This window comes from Mesorhizobium sp. NZP2234 (assembly GCF_013170765.1).
Taxonomy (GTDB): Bacteria; Pseudomonadota; Alphaproteobacteria; order Rhizobiales; family Rhizobiaceae; genus Mesorhizobium; species Mesorhizobium loti_D.
The window spans coordinates 2,935,924-2,952,410 of sequence record NZ_CP033364.1 but is presented as its reverse complement, the minus strand read 5'-3'; the positions used below and the strand labels follow the sequence as shown (position 1 = coordinate 2,952,410).

The window sequence follows — 16,487 nt, the reverse complement described above, 5'->3', positions numbered from 1 at the left end:
AAGGAGTAGTTCATGCCCAACCCGATTCCCCATGATGTCGTGCCATATGATGTCTTGATTGCCGGTGCCGGTCCGGTCGGCCTGTTTCTCGCCTGTGAGCTGCGCCTGGCGGGCCTTTCCGTGCTGGTGCTGGAAAAGGCCGAGGATCCGCGCTCGCCGCTGAAGCGGCTGCCCTTCGGCATGCGTGGCCTCTCGGCACCCACCATCGAGGCCTTCCACCGGCGCGGCCTGCTGGACGACATTGGGGCGCCGCCCGCCAAGGATGGCCCCGCCGGCGGCAAAGCGGCCGCCGCGCATTGGATGCAGCAGCCGCGCCGCCCGGGCGGCCATTTCGCCGGCATCCAGTTCTACCTAGATGCCGTCGACACCTCGAAATGGCCCTATCGTCTGCCCGGCCCGGCCGGCACCAGCATGGCGGTCGAGATGGAGCATCTCGAAACCGTGCTTGCCGTCCGCGCGGGCGCCATGGGCGTCGAGATCAGGCGCGGCCTCGGCGTCGAAAACTTCGACCAGTCGGACGAAGGCGTGACCGTCCGCGCCGGTGGCAAGACTTTTCACGCCCGCTGGCTCGTCGGTTGCGATGGCGGCCGCAGCACGGTTCGCAAGCTTGGTGGCTTTGCGTTCACCGGCACCGATGCCGAGTTCACCGGCTATTCCGTCGAAGTCGAGCTGGCCGATCCGGACACGCTCAGCCTCGGCCGCCACTACACGCCGACAGGCATGTATACCCACGCACGGCCAGGCACGATGGCCATGGTCGAGTTCGACGGCGCCGCGTTCCACCGCACGGAGCCGATCACGCTGGAGCATGTGCAGGCGGTGCTGCGCCGCGTGTCCGGCACGGACGTGACCTTGACGGCGCTGCACCTCGCCACAACCTGGACCGATCGCGCCTACCAGGCGACCGCCTACCGCAACGGCCAGGTGCTGCTTGCCGGCGATGCCGCGCATATCCATTCGCCGCTGGGCGGCCAGGGCCTCAATCTCGGGCTCGGCGATGCGATGAACCTCGGCTGGAAGCTCGCCGCCACCATCCGCGGCGACGCGCCTGCCGGCCTGCTCGACAGCTATTTCGATGAGCGGCATCCGGTGGGGGCGCAGGTTCTCGACTGGTCGCGCGCCCAGGTCGCGCTGATGCGGCCAAGCCGCAGTTCGCGCGCGCTCGAAGCCATCATCCGCGATCTCATCGAAACACGAGATGGCGCGACCTACTTCGCCGAGCGCGTCTGGGGCGTTTCCCTGCGCTACGATCTCGGCGGCAGCCACAGGCTGGTGGGCCGCAGCGCGCCCGATTTCGAGCTGGCCGACGGGACGAGGCTCGGCGAGCGCCTCAGGAGCGGGCAAGGCCTGCTGCTGGACTTCGATGCCCACCCTGCCCTGCAAGCGCTGGCGAACCGCTGGAACGGGCGGATCAGCTATGTCGCCGTGGATGCCATCGAGCGGCTGGGCCTGGGCGCCCTGCTCGTGCGCCCCGATGGCTTCGTCGCCTGGGCTGCTGATGATGCCCCTGACCCTGACCTCGAGCGCGCCGCCCAGGCTGCGTCACGATGGTTTGGCGAAGGCGACCAGGAGCCCACATATGCTGGAGGAACCGTTTGAGCATGGTTTCGGTTGTCTGCTGTGCGAACTGTCGTTCCACAAAGGCCCCTGATGAGCGAACATGAAGCATGGCAGCCAAGAAGCGCGACTCCCTGCGGAAGGTCCTGAGCGGCATCGTCGCGGCGATTGCCGCCGCGCCCGGTCGCACATCCGAGCAAGGCGCGAGCACCGCCAAGGCGTCAGTGGTCGCCGAGTGGCCGCTGCCGCCATCGGCGACGCTTGGCTCCTCCTTCCGACTGAAGGGGATCGAACGCGAAGTTCGAGCCCGCCTGCCGTGGGCAGTGAGGACGTTTGCCAAGGCTGAGACAGGCCGCATCATATTGCGCATGTTGAAAACCGACGCGGATGCGTTCCAGGCAGCCTCTGAAACCATATCCAGGACGCTGGAGGGCATCGAAGCACTGGCCGTGCTGCCGCGCGAGGCAGAGGACATCCTCGCCATCTCCGCCCGCGAGCGCCATAAATGGCTGAAGGACGGTCGCCTGAAGAGCATCGGCACCCGCACCGTCAAGATGCGCGGGCGATCCAAGGCGGTGACCTTCCACGTTTTCGATCCACGCCACATCGAGGACATTCTCGATCGCGACCTGGCCAGCGCCTGGCGGGAGGAAGATGCGCGGGAAGCGTCCGAAAACAGACGGCGCGGCGCCGGCAAGGCCGCCCTGACGCGCGCGGGAAAGCGCGAGCGCAAGGCTCGCAGCGCCAGGACTTCGGGAAAGGAAGGCGCTCCGCAGCCAAAATTGGAAAGCTGGGATACGTTCGAGGCGGAAGGCCTGCTGCGCTAAGAAACAAGGCACTTGTCGGGAACAGCCCCGGTCGTTCGTCCTCTGTGTGCAGCCGCAGACCTGGACACCAACCCTTCGGAGCCTTCCAATGATCCCCACCATCACCGCCTTTGAACGATCGCCCGATGGCGGCAGGGGACTGGCGCGCGATACGCGCGTCCGCTGGGCGCTCGAGGAAGTGGAGCAGCCCTATGAGGTTCGTCTCGTCTCCTTTGCCGGAATGAAGGCGCCTGGCCATCTGGCCATCCATCCCTTCGGCCAGATCCCCACCTATGAGGAAGGATCTCTGTGCCTGTTCGAGACCGGCTCGATCGTCTTTCATCTTGCCGAGCAGCATGCGGGCCTGCTGCCCGGGGATCGCGATGCCCGCGCCCGCGCCATCACCTGGATGTTTGCCGCCCTCAACACCGTCGAGCCGCCGGTCCTCGATTTGACGAACGCCAGGATATTCGAAGCCGACAGGCCCTGGGCTCAGCAGCGCCTGCCACTGGTGAAAGACCGTGTTCGGGCAATGCTGGACAAGCTCTCGGCCTATCTTAGCGCCGCGGACTGGCTCGACGGTGCGTTCAGCGCCGGCGATCTGTTGATGGTATCGGTGCTGCTGCGCCTCAGAATGTCAGGCATTCTGGACGAATATCAAAACCTTGCCGCCTATGTCGCGCGCGGAGAAGCGCGGCCTGCCTATGCCAGGGCCTTCGCCGCGCAATTTGCGATAAACGCCCCATCGGCCAGCTGACACACCACGGCGCCTTCAGCCTGACCGGTTGCCCAGGCAGGCACGGTTACGGATATTTCGCCTGTGCGGTCGCCGGGCTCGGATCACCCTGCAATTCCTTCGGCAAGGGCAGGCTCGAGCATTGCAGGTGCACGTTGCGGGCGAACAGCTTTCGCTGCTTGTGCTCGGCCTCCGTGGTTGCCGCGATGATGCCCAAGCCGTACGGGCCAAGCGCCACGAATTCCCAGCCCGGGTGCTGCTTTTCGCGAACCGCATAGTCCGCGGCCGCCGCGCGGGCCTGCTGGCATCCCGGCGATGCCCATTTCGGGTCTCGCGGCGAAAGCGACGCGCCATAGTCGACGGGAGAAGTCGCGCATCCAGCCACCGTCGCGGCCAGTGCGGACATTGCAATGCGTATCGCAAGTCTCATGCCGGAAGCCTCTGCTGTTGCCGTTCCGCTTTCCACGGACATTTCCGGCCGCGCCATCACGTATACGCGATGTCCCGCCCCAGCGCTTGCCATAGGCCTCGCTTCATGTCGATCTTCCCACGGCCAGATTCGGGCCGCGTGCCTGGAACCAAATGACCGGCGAGACTGTTCAGTTGTAACTTTGACACAGCGCTGACGCGCCCGGCCGGTTGGGCAAGCGGCGATTTTAAGGAGCTTTCATCATGAAGATTTCGTCCGGATTTCGGTCCGTCGCAATTGCCGCCATCGCCACGGCGGCAGCCAGCGTCGCCAGCGCCGCGCATGCCGACAGCGGCACGATCCGCTTTGCCGTCTACAAGGCCGCCTTCTTCGTCGGCGGCTCCGGCGGCGAAGGCACGTTCACCTTCCACGGCAAGACCTATCCGATCTCGATCGGCGGCGTCTCGGGCGGCCTCGCCTTCGGCGTTTCCAAGACCTATTTCCACGGCACTGTGCGCCATATCAGGCGCGCGCGCGACGTGACGGGGGTCTATGGCGCGGCGGGTGGCGGCGGCACGCTCGGCAAGGGTGCCCAGGTGATCGTCATGACCAATGACAAGGGCGCCCAGCTCGAACTCACCGGCAAGCAGGTCGGGCTGCAGGTCAACGCCGATCTCAGCGGCATGGCCATCTCGCTGCGGTAAGGGCGCTCATTCCGCCCTTTTAACAGCAAGCTGGTTCCAAGGGCGGCGTCGGCTCGACGGCCGCCCTTTTTGTCAGCTTCGCAAGCCCGGTGCTTCCTGCCCGGTGCGCTCGACATATTCCGTATAGCCGCCGCCATAGGTGTGGATGCCTTCGGGCGTCAGTTCCAGCACGCGGTTGGAGAGCGCGGCCAGGAAGTGCCGGTCGTGCGAGACGAACAGCATCGTGCCTTCATATTGCGAGAGCGCCTCGATCAGCATCTGCTTGGTGGTGATATCGAGGTGGTTGGTCGGCTCGTCCAGCACCAGGAGGTTGGGCGGGTCGAACAGCATCAGCGCCATCACCAGCCGCGCCTTCTCGCCGCCCGACAGCACCCGGCATTTCTTCTCGATCTCGTCGCCTGAAAAGCCGAAGCAGCCGGCAAGCGCGCGAAGCGGCGCCTGGCCGGCCTGCGGGAAATTGTCTTCCAGCGTCTGGAACACGGTGCGTTCGCCCTCAAGCAGCTCCATGGCGTGCTGGGCGAAATAGCCCATTTTCACGCTCGGTCCCCGCGCCACCGTCCCGGTGTCCGGGTCGGAAGCGCCGGCCACCAGCTTGAGCAGCGTCGACTTGCCGGCACCGTTGACGCCCATGATGCACCAGCGTTCGCGGCGGCGGACCTGGAAGTCGAGCCCCTCATAGATGGTGCGGCTGCCATAGGCCTTGTGAACATTCTTCAAGGTCACGACATCCTCGCCGCAGCGCGGCGCCGGCTGGAATTCGAAATTCACCACCTGGCGGCGCTTGGGCGGCTCGACGCGGTCGATCTTGTCGAGCTTCTTCACCCGGCTCTGCACCTGCGCCGCATGCGAGGCGCGCGCCTTGAAGCGCTCTATGAAGGCGATCTCCTTGGCCAGCATCGCCTGCTGGCGCTCGAACTGCGCCTGCTGCTGCTTGTCGGCGATCGCCCGCTGCTGCTGGTAGAATTCATAGTTGCCGGAATAGGCTGTCAGCGAACCGGCGTCGATCTCGACGATCTTGTTGACGATGCGGTTCATGAACTCGCGGTCGTGCGAGGTCATCAACAGCGCGCCGTCATAGCCCTTGAGGAACTGCTCCAGCCAGATCAGGCTTTCCAGGTCGAGATGGTTGGACGGCTCGTCGAGCAGCATGACGTCGGGCCGCATCAGAAGGATGCGCGCCAGCGCCACGCGCATCTTCCAGCCGCCGGAGAGCTTGCCGACATCGCCGTCCATCATCTCTTGGCTAAAACCGAGGCCATCCAGCACCTCGCGCGCCCGGCCGTCGAGCGCATAGCCGTCGAGTTCCTCGAAGCGATGCTGCGCCTCGCCATATTTCTCGATGATCTCGTCCATGCGGTCGGCCTGGTCGGGATCGGCCATGGCGGCCTCGAGTTCCGCCATCTCGGCCGCCACCTCGCTCACCGGGCCGGCGCCGTTCATCACTTCGGCGACAGCGCTGTGGCCCGACATGTCGCCGACATCCTGGCTGAAATAGCCGATGGTGACGCCGCGATCGACCTGCACCTGGCCCTCGTCGGGCTGCTCCTGGCCGGTGATCATCCGAAACAAGGTCGTCTTGCCGGCGCCGTTCGGCCCGACAAGGCCGACCTTCTCGCCCTTCTGCAGCGCGGCCGACGCCTCGATGAAGACGAGCTGACGGCCGTTCTGCTTGCTGATGCTTTCAAGTCTGATCATGCGGTTTCCGGGGAATTGGAACTTGGAGGATTTTCCCGGGGCCATACGCGATGGCGCGCGTCAAAGGAAGAGGCGCTACCGCCGCAGCGGGCACGACACTCATCCTTCTCCCCCTGCGGGAGAAGGTGGCCTCGCGAAAGCGAGGTCGGATGAGGGTGCTCCAGCTTGGCGCCGACGGCACTCCGTCACCCACCCCTCAACCGTCTCAGCGCTACGCGCCGATCCACCTTCTCCCACAAGGGGAGAAAGAAAAACCCGTCAGACACACTTCAGAAACAAGATTCAACATCCGGGAAAAACTGAGGAAAACATCATCTGCGATAACCATCCTCGCGGCGGCCGGACAGAGACCGCCACACCAACGCAAAGGGATGGTCCCGACAATGCAACGACGTTCGACCGGATGGATGGGTGCCGTTTCAGGCATTTCACTTGCCATGCTCGCGGTCGCATCGTCGGGCGCGGAGGCGGCGGTTACCCGGAGCGAATATTGCAGCCGGCTCGGCCTCCAACTCGACGGAGCCATCCAGACCAAAGCCGAACCCGGTGCCAGCGTGAGTGAGATCGCGGAGGCAACGGCCCTCAAGGAAAAAGCGAACCGGTTCTGCGCCGAGCGCAAGCAGGCGCAAGGCATCCGGACCTACGCCAACGCCTTGAAGCTGCTGGGCGTGACACCGATCGACCTCAACCAGTGACAGCAACCCTCGAAGGAAAGCCCATCATGAACAAGCCCCTCCTCTCCGCGCTCGGCCTGGCCATCGCTCTCGGTCTGGCAATGCCTGTTGTCGGCACCGCCAACGCGGCGGCCACGACCACCACGACGACGACTGCTCCGGCGACGACGACCGCCCCCGCGACCGCTCCTGCCGTGGAGGCGGCGAAGACGCCGGTCAAGGCGGCCGCGCACAAGCGTCACCGGCACCACAGGAAGCACCACAGGCATGTGCGCAAGCACGCTCACCGGCACGCGGGCAAGAAGCACGGCCACCGGCACGCCGCCAGGAAGCATCACCACATCCGTACCCACAAGAAGCACGGCCACAAGCACGCCAAGGCTGCTTGAGCTGCCCTGACTTCCCCCTGACTTCCCCCTGACTTCCTCCCGGGAAAAAGCCGCCACTCGCATGAAGCGGGGGCGGCTTTTTCTTGCGCGTCAGGATGCGCGCGCTGCCCCTTGCATGCGCTATTTCTCGCCCAGATACTGGAAAACGGCCTGCTTCCACCAGTCGCTCTCCATCGTCTGCAGCAGGGCGACATCGAGAGGTTTGCGCAGCGGGCTGCCGAGCGGCAGCGCGATGGCGTATTGCTGCTGGTCGAAGCTCGCGTCGAGAACCTGCAGGTTGGTCGCGTAGTTCTGCCCGACCAGCCAGCCAAGCAGCGGCTTGTCGTGGACCAGCGCATCGATCTTGCCGGCGCGCAGCGTGTCGAGGCCCTGCTCGACCGTGGCGAAGTCCTGATGACGGGTATGGGTCGAATCCAGATAGGACGCCGTCGACGAATTCCGCACGGCGCCGACCCTGACCTTGGCGAGATCGCTTTCGCCCTGCACCATGCCTTCCATCTGCGTCACCGTCAGCACCGATGTGACGCCGGCGGTGAACACCGCGATCGCGATGATAGAGCCCATCATCCAGATCGCGGCGAGCACGCGTCCCGGCACGGTCCGCGGCCCGAAATCGCCGGTGCTGGCCTGTGTCGCGGCGATGGTCGACCACCACATGCTGGAAAACAGGCCCCTGGCGACGCCGCCGCCGAAATCATCATTGTGGCGGCGTTCGAACATCCAGATCAGCACGCCGACCACCACCGATATGACGATCAGCCCCAGCACCGCCTGCAGGAATCCGAACGAGGTCAGCGCGCGCAACACCGGCCGCCAGGAGGGCTGGCTGTTGAGCGGCGTGGCGATGCCGAGCCCGGTCGAGAAAAAGGGCTGCGTGAAATCGACGACCTTTTCGCGGTCGGCGGTGACCGTGATCGCGGCCATCGCCGCATCGAACTTGCCGCTGACGACGCCGTCGATCTGGTCCTGCACGCTTGGCACTTCGACATAGCGGAAGCGAAGGTTGAGCCGCCCGGCTATTTTCTGCCAGAGATCGATGCTCAACCCCGACCAGGTGCCGTCCTGCAGCTTGAAGGCGAAGGGCGGCGCGGCCTTGATCCCGACCGCTATCTCCTTGGCGGACAGGGACGAGGACTGATCGGTCTGCGCGGTGGCGCCGGTTGCGGCACACGCGACGGCGGCGACGAGGAACAACGTCATCGCCCACGAAGCAAATCTTCTCAACGGCAAGGACTCCGCGACCGGTTCCGCCGCGCGATCGTCGCGGCGTTCGAAAAGGTAGCGGTCATGCAGCCCTTCGTCCACCCGCGATGTTGGCGCCAACCAGGAAGCGAGGCACGGCAGCCCCGCGCCGATTGAAGCAAAAACAGGCAGTTAGCGCGATTTCGCGATTCACCTGTTGAACCGTCATCAGGCAATGCCAAGTGCGGCCCGAACCTGCGGACCGCTCATGCCGCTGTCGAAGACGACAGTACCGGGATCGAAGCGGCGGGCCTGCGACAGCGGTCCGGCCACGACCGGATCGAAGCCGGCATCGCCCACCAGCCGCGCCGTGGTGGCAACGGCCCCGGCATCATCGCCGGCGAGCGGAATGCCGATCCTGTCGCCGGCGCGATGCGCCTGCGATCGCAGCGTCGTCCACATGACGGTGCTGAAGACGCGAACAAGCCGCGCGCGCGGCACCAGCGGCGCCACGGCAAGAGCCACGCCGTCCTCGCGGGCAAGCGCGGCGTCGCCGAAGGCGCCGTCGCGCGGCGGATCCGGCACGGTGGCGTCGAGCAGCACCTTGTCGCCGAGTGCCGCCTCGATCTCGGCCGCGACATCGGGCCATGCCCGAAACGGAATGGCGGCCAGCACGGCGTCCGCGCCGGTGACGGCGTCAAGGACCGGTCCGGCGGTGGCGCTGCCGCCGAATTCGCCAAGCATCTTGCGCAGCCGTTCGGGATGCCTGACGCCGAAGGCCACGCTGTGTCCGGCCTCGACCCACAGCCGTCCGAGCGTGCCGCCGATCATGCCGGCGCCCAGAATTCCTATTCTCATCGTCGCCTCCTGTCTGAAATCGCCCTCACCACGGCAGTCTTTTGCCGTCGCGGAAGAAACCGCCGGTCGGGCCATCATCGGGCAGGATCGCGGCCCAGACGATTCCGGCCGCGCCTTGCGCTACCGGACGACCGCCCGGCCCGCCCATATCGGTGGCGACCCAACCAGGGCAGATGGCATTGACCAGCACGCCGGAGCCACGCAGTTCAGCCGCCAGCACGCGGGTCAGCGCATTGAGCGCCGCCTTCGATGTCGAATAGGCCGGCGCCCCTGCCCCCATCGAGGCCAGCGAACCGCCTTCGGACGACACATTGACCAGCCGGCCATGACCGCCCGCCCCAAGCAGCGGCGCGAAGGCGGCCGCCACCCGCCAGGCGCCGAAGACATTGGTCTCGAACGCCTCGCGGATCACGGTCCAGTCGGGCCGCAAGGCGCGCGTGCCGGTGTCGTAGTGGATGGCGGCATTGTTGATCAGCACGTCGAGCCGGCCGAAGCGGCGTTCGACATCCATGACGGCCCGCATTGCTGCCTCCGGCGCCGCGACATCAAGCGCGATCGCCTGCGCATCGCCATCGATCTCTTTCGCCGCCGCCTCGCCCTTGGCGAGATCGCGCACGCCGAGCAGCACGGTGAAGCCGAGTTCCGCCAGTTGGCGGCCGGTCTCCAGCCCGATGCCGCGATTGGCGCCGGTGATGAGGGCGATTTTGCCGTGGTGTCCGTTCATCGGGGGGATGCCTCTGCTTTGTCGATCGTCTCGAGGAAGATGGCATGGCCGGCATTGATTTATTAGATGGTGGAGATCGCAGTCATTATGCGGCCGGATGCATGAGTTGATTGCGCAGGAATCGGGTGTCGGCCGGCATCGCGCCATGCGATCGTCGATCCGTCACGAGGACCGATCATGCTCACGCTTCACGATTATCTGCCATCGCAAAATGGCTGGAAAGTCAGGGTTCTGCTCGGGCTGCTGAAGATCCCTCACAACACGCGCATCGTCTCGATTTTCGAGGGCGAAAGCCACACCGATGCTTTCCTGGCGCTCAACCCGGCCGGCGCGGTTCCCGTGCTTGAGCTCGAGGACGGCAGCGCCATCGCCGAATCCAACGCGATCCTCACCTACCTCGCCGAAGGCACCCCCTTGCTGCCTTCGGATCGCTATCAACGCGCCAAGATCATGCAGTGGCTGTTCTTCGAGCAATACAATGTCGAGCCCGTCATCGGCTCGCTGCGTTTCTGGACCTTGACCGGGCGGCTCGAGCGCAACCAGGCCATGGTTGCCGGCAAGCGCGAGGCAGGCGCGCGCACCCTCGCCGCCCTGAACCGCGGCCTTGGCGAGACGCCATTCCTCACCGGAAACGACCTCACCATCGCCGACATCGCTATCTATGCCTACAGCCACCGCGCGGAGGATTGCGGGTTTTCTCTTGCGGACTACCCGGCATTCCTCGCCTGGACCGACCGCGTGCGCGACGCCATCGGTCCCGGCTTCCCCGTCCACCTTTACGGCATCGATCCGCACGCGGGCGCCTGAGCCTATTTCTTCCCCTGCGGATGGATCGTCTCGCCGCGCTTCAGCATCTCGACAAACGTCTCAATCTTCTTCCGGCGTCCCGCCTCGGTCTTCATGTTGTGGGTGCGGAAGGCGAGCGAGAAGCGGTTCTGCGCGCTGAGTTTTTCCAGCATCGCCTTCGCAGCCGGCTCGGCATCGATTGCCGCTTGCAGATCGTCGGGGATTTTCATCTCCTTGCCGCTGCCATAGGCGCGCGCCCAGCGCCCGTCGGCCTTGGCGGCCTCGACCTGGCTCAGCCCATGCCCGGTCATGCGGCCCTCCTCGACCAGCCGCGCGACATTGTCGATGTTGATCTTGCTCCAGATGCTCTTCCTGCCGCGCGGCGTGCAGCGCTGCAGGAAACTGTTCTCGTCCAGCCCCTTGCGCACGGCGTCGATCCAGCCGAAGCACAGCACGACGTCGATGGCCTCCTTGGGCGTGATCGACTTCAGCCCCGAGCCGACCTTGTGCATCTTGATCCACACTTCGGTTTCCGTGGCGTGGTGCTGGCCGAGCCAGGCGTGGAAACTGGCCGCGTCGGGGAATTCCCGGACCTTGGCGGGATCGACCTTGACCGGCGCCATCAGCCAGCCCGCCGGTTCGGTATCATTGTCGCTGGCGCCACTTTCATATTGCCTCCGTCATGGTGCGATTGCCCGCATCATGGCGCAGTCCACTGTCAGTTTTAGGCAGCAGTGGGGCACGCCGACGCGAAGCAACGGAACGGCCCATCCATCGCCGCGTTGCGGCTTCAGTGCAACCGCCCGATGGAGGTCCCGATGGCGATAGAGACCATTTTCGCCCATGTCAGCTGTTCCGATCTCGAAGCGAGCATCGGCTGGTACGAAAAGCTCTTCGGCAAGCCGCCGCTGCGCCGGCCGATGCCGGGGCTGGCCGAATGGCACTTCACCGAGAGCGCCGAGCTGCAGCTGTTCGAGGACAAGGACAAGGCCGGCACCTCGACGTTGACGCTCGGCGTCCTGCCCCTGGCCCCCGAACGGCAGCGGCTGGTGGCGGCCGGCCTCCAACCCGGCCCGATCGAGGAGGCCGACCATTTCTGGATCATGCGCATGCGCGATCCAGACGGGAACCTGGTGGTGTTCGCGAGCGCGGAACGCGAGTAGGAGAGCCAAACGGCTCGCGCGGGACGGCATTTCGCCAGCACAAGCAGGCGATTAACCGGCAGCCTCGAAGACTATGGTTATCTCGTCCGCTCCGACGGCGAAGGCGGCCACCGCTTTCTGGAAGATGGTCGACATATTGCGCGACATCGAGGAAGAGTGGCGCACCGGGCCGGAGCGCCTCGCCCAGTTGAAGGCGCTGCTGTTCGCCGTCTGGGACAGCCCGCGTTGAACGAGACGTCCCTCTGCCCGGCATCATCGGCATTTCCGATGGCGCCATCGGTTTCTTCCGTTTCCCTTGGCCCGCGCCGAACTGCCAATCCCTGCCTGTGTCCAATCCAGCAAAGGCAGAGCGAAATGAGCATTTCGAACCAGAAGATCCTGATCGTCGGCGGCGGTTCCGGCATGGGCCTGGCGCTGGCCCGGCGTTGCGTCGAGGCCGGTGCGACGGTCACCATCGCCGGACGTGGTGAGCGGAGGCTGCAACAGGCGCGCGAAGCGCTTGGCAACCCAACGAACCTCGATGTGTCCGTGGTCGACATCGCCCGGGAAGACCAGGTCGCCGATCTCTTCGCGCGCATCGGCGGGCTCGACCACATTGTCAGCACGGCGGCCGACATTCAGGGCGCCTACAGGTTGCTGCCGGAACTTGACCTCAAGGCGGCGCAACGCGTGGTCGAGAGCAAGGTCTATGGCCCATTGCTGCTCGCCAAGCACGGCGCGCCACGGCTGGCCGGAGCCGGCTCGATGAGCTTCGTTTCCGGCATCGCTGCCTACCGGCCGGCGGCGCGCGGCTCGGTCGTCGCCGCGATCAACGCCGCGCTCGAAGGGTTGGTGCGGGCGCTTGCCGTCGAACTCGCGCCGATCCGCGTCAACGCCGTTTCGCCCGGCTGGGTCGATACCGAGATCTGGGCGCAGGTCGCCGGCGACCGCAAGGCCGAGACGCTTGCCGCGATGGCCGAGCGGCTGCCCGTCGGCAGGGTCGGCCGACCGGACGACATCGCCGACGCCATCGTATTCCTGATCGGCAATGGCTTTACCACCGGAACGACGCTGCATGTCGAGGGCGGGCACCGGCTGGTTTAGCTGGCGGCGCCCGTCGTCAGGGAATTGTTTGGAAACAAGACCTTGGATCCATCGGCCGATTCAAGACCTGAACGAGCCCCGGAGCGTTCTGGCGCCAGCATGTCGCGCGCCGCGGCGAGCAATTGCCCGAGCGCCGGCGGCTGGACGCGCCGGCGCCGCCAGATCATCGCCAGCGGCGCCGCCCGCATCCGGCCGGGCCATGGCAGTTCGACAAGATCGCCACGCGCAAGCGCGTCGCTGACGGCAAGGCGTGGAACGAGGCCCAGGCCGGTGCCGGCCGCCACCAGCCGGACGATGGCGCCGATGCTGCCGACTTCGGCGGCAAGCCTCGGCGCCGCCATGCCCGCCTCGGCGAAAGCAGTGTCGACCATATGACGGTAGACGCACCCAGGCTCCGTCGCCACGAAACGCAGCGCGGCAAGGTCTTGCAGCACGCATGGCGCGGTGGCCTGCCCCGGAGGTGCGACCAGCACCAGGGGTTCGGCCCCGATCGTGCGGCTGGCCAGGCGTTCATCGGCGGCAGCGCCCCCGCCGTCGCGACGCTCGAAGCAAAAGGCGACATCGATATCGCCGTCCTCCAGCAGGTGCCGCAGCGTGCCGCTGTCGGCCACCTTCATCCGCACGGTGATCTCGGGATGGCTGGCCTGGAACCCCGGCAGCCAGGGCGCCAGACGGGCCGAGGCGATCGTTTCCAGCGCGCCGATGGTCAGCGCCCCGCTTGTCTGCCCGGCGGCCAGCAGCACCGCCGCGCGCGCCTCGCCGTCGAGCCGCAGCAGTTCCTCGGCGATCGGCTTCAGCGCCAGTCCCGCCGGCGTCAGGTCCAGGCCCGACTTCGAGCGCGTGAACAAGGCAGCGCCAAGCTCGGCCTCGAGGGTCTGGATCTGGTCGCTGACACTCGATTGCGCGAGATGAACCGCCTCGGCCGCGCGCGTGATGTTGCGGCCGCGCGCCACCGTGAGAAAGGTCCTGAGCAGTCTTGGATGCATCGCCCGGCCGACGCGCCTACTGCAACTGCGGCTTCTTCAAAAAACTGCCCCGGTCCGCGGATTTGACGCGCAGCCAGGTCTCGCGGCCGTCGCGCACCACGCGCATCGGGATTTCGGCACCGGCCGAGCCGCTGTCCCATAGCTTGCGATAGAAATCGGCGAGCCCATCGACGGCGCCGTCGCGGACCTCGGAGATGACGTCGCCCTGGCGCAGGCCGGCTTTTGCCGCCGGGCCGCCCTCGGTCACGCTCATCACCACCACCTTGCCGTCGCTTTCGGCCGACAGGGCGCCAAGCCATGGACGCGGCGGCCTGGCCACCTGTCCGCGCGTCAGCAGATCGTCGAGGATCGGCGGCAACAGATCGATCGGCACCACCATGTTGATATCGGCGACCTCGCCGGCGCGGCTCATCTGCAGGCGCAGCGAGCCGATGCCGAGCAGTGCGCCATCGGCGCCGAACAGCGGCGCGCCGCCCCAGGACGGATGCGCGGGCGCGATGAAGATCGCCTCGTCCAGCAGATACTCCCAATAGCCGGCGAATTCCTGCTTGGTGACGATCTTGGCCTCGACCGCCCGGCCGATGCCGTCGGCAAGCACCACCGCGTCGCCGATCCTGGCCTTGCCGGCATCGCCCAGCGGCACGGCCGGCAGGCCGGTCGGCGCCAGCGCCTGGACCAGGCCGAAGCCCGATTCCTGGTCATAGGCCAGCGCGTGCGCCGGGATGACACGGCCGTCATGCGCGGTCAGCCAGACCTCCTCGGCCTCGGTGATGAGATAGCCGATGGTCAGCACCAGCCCGTCATCCCTGATGACGACGCCGCTGCCCTCCCTGAGCGTGCCCAGCGCGCCGGCCGTGAAGGCATCGTCCGGAACGGTGGCGCGCACGGCAACGACGGAGCGCGGATTGGGATTGATGGCCATGATTTTGTCCTGCGATGCAAATGCCTTGGCGGCTTCGTCTATAGGTATGCGCTGGGGGAGATCGCGCAAGGGTAGAGGGTTCAATTGTAGAAGTCGGCGCCGCCCCTCATCCGCCTGCCGGCACCTTCTCCCCGTATAGTGACGGGGAGAAGGGAAAGCCGCGCTGGCCTCGGCGCTCTTCTTGCGACATTGGTGATTGGCGAAAGAGCCAATGAGAGCGTCTTTTCCCCGTCACTGTACGGGGAGAAATGTCCGGTGGGACAATGAGGGGCAGCGCTGACATTGACAATAGTTCAACGCAAGTTGAACTTCCCGCCCTGCAGCCCTAGCTGTAGATGGATCTGCGCAATCCTTTCTTCCCTCCCCCACCATTCGAGGCCGACATGACAGAGTACACCCCGCCGAAAGTATGGACCTGGAACAAGGCAAATGGCGGCGCCTTTGCCAGCATCAACCGGCCGATCGCCGGGCCGACGCATGACAAGGAATTGCCCGTCGGCAAGCACCCGCTGCAGCTGTACTCGCTGGCGACGCCGAACGGCGTCAAGGTGACCGTCATGCTGGAGGAGCTGCTGGCGCTTGGCCACAAGGGCGCCGAATACGATGCCTGGCTCATCAGGATCAACGATGGCGACCAGTTCGGCAGCGGCTTTGTCGAGGTCAACCCCAACTCCAAGATCCCGGCTCTGATGGACCGCAGCGGCGCCACGCCGGTGCGCATCTTCGAATCCGGATCGATCCTGGTCTATCTCGCCGAAAAGTTCGGCGAATTCCTGCCCACAGAGCAGCCGGCGCGCGCCGAAGTCTTGTCCTGGCTGTTCTGGCAGATGGGCTCGGCGCCGTATCTTGGCGGCGGCTTCGGCCACTTCTACGCCTATGCGCCGCAGAAATTCGAATATGCCATCGACCGTTTCTCGATGGAGGTGAAGCGGCAGATGGACGTGCTCGACCGCCGGCTGGCCGAGACCGAATATCTCGGCGGCAAGGATTACTCTATCGCCGACATGGCGGTGTGGCCCTGGTATGGCGGGCTGGCGCTTGGCCGCATGTACAATGATTCCGGCGAGTTCCTGTCGGTGCAGGACTACAGCCATGTGCAGCGCTGGGCGAAGGCGATCGATGCCCGCCCCGCGGTCAAGCGCGGCCGCATGGTCAACCGCGCCTTCGGCGAGCCGGCCCTGCAGCTGCACGAGCGCCACGACGCCGGCGACTTCGACACCAAGACGCAGGATAAGCTGGCCGCCGAATAGACGGCGGCAAGGGCCACTTCACAAGAAAGCCCGCCACGAACCGTGGCGGGCTTTTCCCAAGGCTGGACTGGTGTCGCACCCACTATGGCCGAGCCATGGATCAGTGCAGCACTTCGACGATCTGACGCGTATCGGGATCGACCAGGACAGTCTGGTCGTTGATCACGGCGACGCGGTACTTGACATTCGGCACCTCGCGCAACTCGACCTTGTCCGGCACCGCGGAGCCGAGCTTGAGCTCGACGCCGAGCAGATTCACCGACGCCAGCGGCTGCTTCTTGACGTATTCGCGAACCACCGTCTCCTGCTCGGGTTGGACGACGATTGTGTCCGCCATGGCCACACCCATGCCGCCCATCAGGACGATCGCGGCTGCCGCACTCGAAAGATAATGTTTCATGGTAACCTCCATTGTATATGTCCAATTGCCACCCGGAAGGAAAACTCGGCCGGCACCATGAGGTTCCATCGCGCTTTGTGGAATAAATGCGGCACGCCCAACAAAGACAATCTTGGTTGATTTTACGCATGAGCGGTATCGCTCGGATTATGACGCAATAACT

General features: G+C 65.6%; 20 protein-coding genes. 11 read left to right on the top strand and 9 right to left on the bottom strand.

Features of this window, described 5'->3' with window-relative positions; translation table 11 throughout:
• Positions 1–12: 12 nt before the first annotated feature.
• The 3 genes from EB230_RS14570 (at position 13) to EB230_RS14560 (ending at position 3,120) form a co-directional block, all read left to right on the top strand.
• The gene (locus EB230_RS14570; RefSeq protein WP_246738961.1) at positions 13–1,599 is read left to right on the top strand and encodes an FAD-dependent monooxygenase; all 1,587 of its coding nucleotides are present in this window, start codon (positions 13–15) and stop codon (positions 1,597–1,599) included.
• Positions 1,600–1,667: 68 nt separating this feature from the next.
• On the top strand, positions 1,668–2,384 hold the full coding sequence (locus EB230_RS14565) for a hypothetical protein (RefSeq protein ID WP_172372876.1): 717 nt from the start codon (positions 1,668–1,670) through the stop codon (positions 2,382–2,384).
• A gap of 88 nt (positions 2,385–2,472) precedes the next feature.
• Complete coding sequence (locus EB230_RS14560) at positions 2,473–3,120, top strand: glutathione S-transferase family protein (RefSeq protein ID WP_172372874.1); 648 nt, start codon at positions 2,473–2,475, stop codon at positions 3,118–3,120.
• A 46-nt stretch (positions 3,121–3,166) separates the two neighbouring features.
• Here EB230_RS14560 and EB230_RS14555 read toward each other — a convergent pair whose 3' ends face one another.
• Positions 3,167–3,529, bottom strand: coding sequence for a hypothetical protein (locus EB230_RS14555; RefSeq protein ID WP_056572092.1), 363 nt, complete (start codon positions 3,527–3,529; stop codon positions 3,167–3,169).
• A 242-nt stretch (positions 3,530–3,771) separates the two neighbouring features.
• On the opposite strand from EB230_RS14555, the gene EB230_RS14550 reads away from it, so the two are divergent.
• Positions 3,772–4,212, top strand: coding sequence for a hypothetical protein (locus EB230_RS14550; protein ID WP_056571168.1), 441 nt, complete (start codon positions 3,772–3,774; stop codon positions 4,210–4,212).
• 72 nt (positions 4,213–4,284) lie between these two features.
• Here the strand turns inward: EB230_RS14550 and EB230_RS14545 are convergent, their stop codons facing one another.
• On the bottom strand, positions 4,285–5,907 hold the full coding sequence (locus tag EB230_RS14545; protein ID WP_172372872.1) for an ABC-F family ATP-binding cassette domain-containing protein: 1,623 nt from the start codon (positions 5,905–5,907) through the stop codon (positions 4,285–4,287).
• 383 nt (positions 5,908–6,290) lie between these two features.
• Between EB230_RS14545 and EB230_RS14540 the strand changes: the two genes are divergently transcribed.
• Complete coding sequence (locus EB230_RS14540; protein ID WP_056571164.1) at positions 6,291–6,602, top strand: hypothetical protein; 312 nt, start codon at positions 6,291–6,293, stop codon at positions 6,600–6,602.
• Between the two features lie 26 nt (positions 6,603–6,628).
• The gene (locus EB230_RS14535; protein WP_172372870.1) at positions 6,629–6,970 is read left to right on the top strand and encodes a hypothetical protein; all 342 of its coding nucleotides are present in this window, start codon (positions 6,629–6,631) and stop codon (positions 6,968–6,970) included.
• A gap of 120 nt (positions 6,971–7,090) precedes the next feature.
• Here EB230_RS14535 and EB230_RS14530 read toward each other — a convergent pair whose 3' ends face one another.
• The 3 genes from EB230_RS14530 to EB230_RS14520 all read right to left on the bottom strand — a co-directional run bounded on the left by EB230_RS14530 (position 7,091) and on the right by EB230_RS14520 (position 9,734).
• Positions 7,091–8,194: a transporter substrate-binding domain-containing protein gene (locus EB230_RS14530; protein ID WP_246738960.1), complete on the bottom strand. Its 1,104-nt coding sequence runs from the start codon at positions 8,192–8,194 to the stop codon at positions 7,091–7,093.
• A 186-nt stretch (positions 8,195–8,380) separates the two neighbouring features.
• Positions 8,381–9,010: an NADPH-dependent F420 reductase gene (locus EB230_RS14525; RefSeq protein ID WP_172372868.1), complete on the bottom strand. Its 630-nt coding sequence runs from the start codon at positions 9,008–9,010 to the stop codon at positions 8,381–8,383.
• A gap of 25 nt (positions 9,011–9,035) precedes the next feature.
• Positions 9,036–9,734: an SDR family oxidoreductase gene (locus tag EB230_RS14520; protein WP_172372865.1), complete on the bottom strand. Its 699-nt coding sequence runs from the start codon at positions 9,732–9,734 to the stop codon at positions 9,036–9,038.
• A 177-nt stretch (positions 9,735–9,911) separates the two neighbouring features.
• Here EB230_RS14520 and EB230_RS14515 point away from each other — a divergent pair, with 177 nt between their 5' ends.
• Positions 9,912–10,541, top strand: a complete 630-nt coding sequence (locus tag EB230_RS14515; protein ID WP_172372863.1) for a glutathione S-transferase family protein — start codon at positions 9,912–9,914, stop codon at positions 10,539–10,541.
• A 2-nt stretch (positions 10,542–10,543) separates the two neighbouring features.
• Here EB230_RS14515 and EB230_RS14510 read toward each other — a convergent pair whose 3' ends face one another.
• Positions 10,544–11,143: a YdeI/OmpD-associated family protein gene (locus EB230_RS14510; protein WP_172372861.1), complete on the bottom strand. Its 600-nt coding sequence runs from the start codon at positions 11,141–11,143 to the stop codon at positions 10,544–10,546.
• A gap of 195 nt (positions 11,144–11,338) precedes the next feature.
• On the opposite strand from EB230_RS14510, the gene EB230_RS14505 reads away from it, so the two are divergent.
• The 3 genes from EB230_RS14505 to EB230_RS14495 all read left to right on the top strand — a co-directional run bounded on the left by EB230_RS14505 (position 11,339) and on the right by EB230_RS14495 (position 12,766).
• Positions 11,339–11,683: a VOC family protein gene (locus EB230_RS14505; RefSeq protein WP_065005370.1), complete on the top strand. Its 345-nt coding sequence runs from the start codon at positions 11,339–11,341 to the stop codon at positions 11,681–11,683.
• Between the two features lie 73 nt (positions 11,684–11,756).
• Positions 11,757–11,912 (top strand): hypothetical protein, encoded by a 156-nt coding sequence (locus tag EB230_RS14500; RefSeq protein ID WP_244494071.1) that lies wholly within the window; start codon positions 11,757–11,759, stop codon positions 11,910–11,912.
• A gap of 125 nt (positions 11,913–12,037) precedes the next feature.
• Complete coding sequence (locus EB230_RS14495; RefSeq protein WP_172372859.1) at positions 12,038–12,766, top strand: SDR family oxidoreductase; 729 nt, start codon at positions 12,038–12,040, stop codon at positions 12,764–12,766.
• Here the strand turns inward: EB230_RS14495 and EB230_RS14490 are convergent.
• Positions 12,763–13,752, bottom strand: a complete 990-nt coding sequence (locus tag EB230_RS14490) for a LysR family transcriptional regulator (RefSeq protein WP_172372857.1) — start codon at positions 13,750–13,752, stop codon at positions 12,763–12,765. The two genes, EB230_RS14495 and EB230_RS14490, sit on opposite strands and share 4 nt — an antisense overlap.
• Positions 13,753–13,768: 16 nt before the next feature.
• Positions 13,769–14,674: a S1C family serine protease gene (locus EB230_RS14485; RefSeq protein WP_056572084.1), complete on the bottom strand. Its 906-nt coding sequence runs from the start codon at positions 14,672–14,674 to the stop codon at positions 13,769–13,771.
• A 383-nt stretch (positions 14,675–15,057) separates the two neighbouring features.
• Between EB230_RS14485 and yghU the strand changes: the two genes are divergently transcribed.
• Positions 15,058–15,924 (top strand): glutathione-dependent disulfide-bond oxidoreductase, encoded by an 867-nt coding sequence (gene yghU, locus EB230_RS14480; protein WP_056571150.1) that lies wholly within the window; start codon positions 15,058–15,060, stop codon positions 15,922–15,924.
• A 100-nt stretch (positions 15,925–16,024) separates the two neighbouring features.
• Here the strand turns inward: yghU and EB230_RS14475 are convergent, their stop codons facing one another.
• Positions 16,025–16,324 carry a DUF1236 domain-containing protein gene (locus EB230_RS14475; protein WP_056572083.1) on the bottom strand — a complete coding sequence of 100 codons (300 nt, stop codon included), beginning with the start codon at positions 16,322–16,324 and terminating at the stop codon, positions 16,025–16,027.
• Between the last annotated feature and the right edge of the window lie 163 nt (positions 16,325–16,487).

Excerpts from the sequence above, each read along its gene's own strand:
- EB230_RS14570 (WP_246738961.1), top strand. The coding sequence starts at position 13 with ATGCCCAACCCGATTCCCCATGATGTCGTGCCATATGATGTCTTGATT.
- EB230_RS14565 (WP_172372876.1), top strand. The coding sequence starts at position 1,668 with ATGGCAGCCAAGAAGCGCGACTCCCTGCGGAAGGTCCTGAGCGGCATC.
- EB230_RS14560 (WP_172372874.1), top strand. The coding sequence starts at position 2,473 with ATGATCCCCACCATCACCGCCTTTGAACGATCGCCCGATGGCGGCAGG.
- EB230_RS14555 (WP_056572092.1), bottom strand. The coding sequence starts at position 3,529 with ATGAGACTTGCGATACGCATTGCAATGTCCGCACTGGCCGCGACGGTG.
- EB230_RS14550 (WP_056571168.1), top strand. The coding sequence starts at position 3,772 with ATGAAGATTTCGTCCGGATTTCGGTCCGTCGCAATTGCCGCCATCGCC.
- EB230_RS14545 (WP_172372872.1), bottom strand. The coding sequence starts at position 5,907 with ATGATCAGACTTGAAAGCATCAGCAAGCAGAACGGCCGTCAGCTCGTC.
- EB230_RS14540 (WP_056571164.1), top strand. The coding sequence starts at position 6,291 with ATGCAACGACGTTCGACCGGATGGATGGGTGCCGTTTCAGGCATTTCA.
- EB230_RS14535 (WP_172372870.1), top strand. The coding sequence starts at position 6,629 with ATGAACAAGCCCCTCCTCTCCGCGCTCGGCCTGGCCATCGCTCTCGGT.
- EB230_RS14525 (WP_172372868.1), bottom strand. The coding sequence starts at position 9,010 with ATGAGAATAGGAATTCTGGGCGCCGGCATGATCGGCGGCACGCTCGGA.
- EB230_RS14520 (WP_172372865.1), bottom strand. The coding sequence starts at position 9,734 with ATGAACGGACACCACGGCAAAATCGCCCTCATCACCGGCGCCAATCGC.
- EB230_RS14515 (WP_172372863.1), top strand. The coding sequence starts at position 9,912 with ATGCTCACGCTTCACGATTATCTGCCATCGCAAAATGGCTGGAAAGTC.
- EB230_RS14510 (WP_172372861.1), bottom strand. The coding sequence starts at position 11,143 with ATGGCGCCGGTCAAGGTCGATCCCGCCAAGGTCCGGGAATTCCCCGAC.
- EB230_RS14505 (WP_065005370.1), top strand. The coding sequence starts at position 11,339 with ATGGCGATAGAGACCATTTTCGCCCATGTCAGCTGTTCCGATCTCGAA.
- EB230_RS14500 (WP_244494071.1), top strand. The coding sequence starts at position 11,757 with ATGGTTATCTCGTCCGCTCCGACGGCGAAGGCGGCCACCGCTTTCTGG.
- EB230_RS14495 (WP_172372859.1), top strand. The coding sequence starts at position 12,038 with ATGAGCATTTCGAACCAGAAGATCCTGATCGTCGGCGGCGGTTCCGGC.
- EB230_RS14490 (WP_172372857.1), bottom strand. The coding sequence starts at position 13,752 with ATGCATCCAAGACTGCTCAGGACCTTTCTCACGGTGGCGCGCGGCCGC.
- EB230_RS14485 (WP_056572084.1), bottom strand. The coding sequence starts at position 14,674 with ATGGCCATCAATCCCAATCCGCGCTCCGTCGTTGCCGTGCGCGCCACC.
- yghU (WP_056571150.1), top strand. The coding sequence starts at position 15,058 with ATGACAGAGTACACCCCGCCGAAAGTATGGACCTGGAACAAGGCAAAT.
- EB230_RS14475 (WP_056572083.1), bottom strand. The coding sequence starts at position 16,324 with ATGAAACATTATCTTTCGAGTGCGGCAGCCGCGATCGTCCTGATGGGC.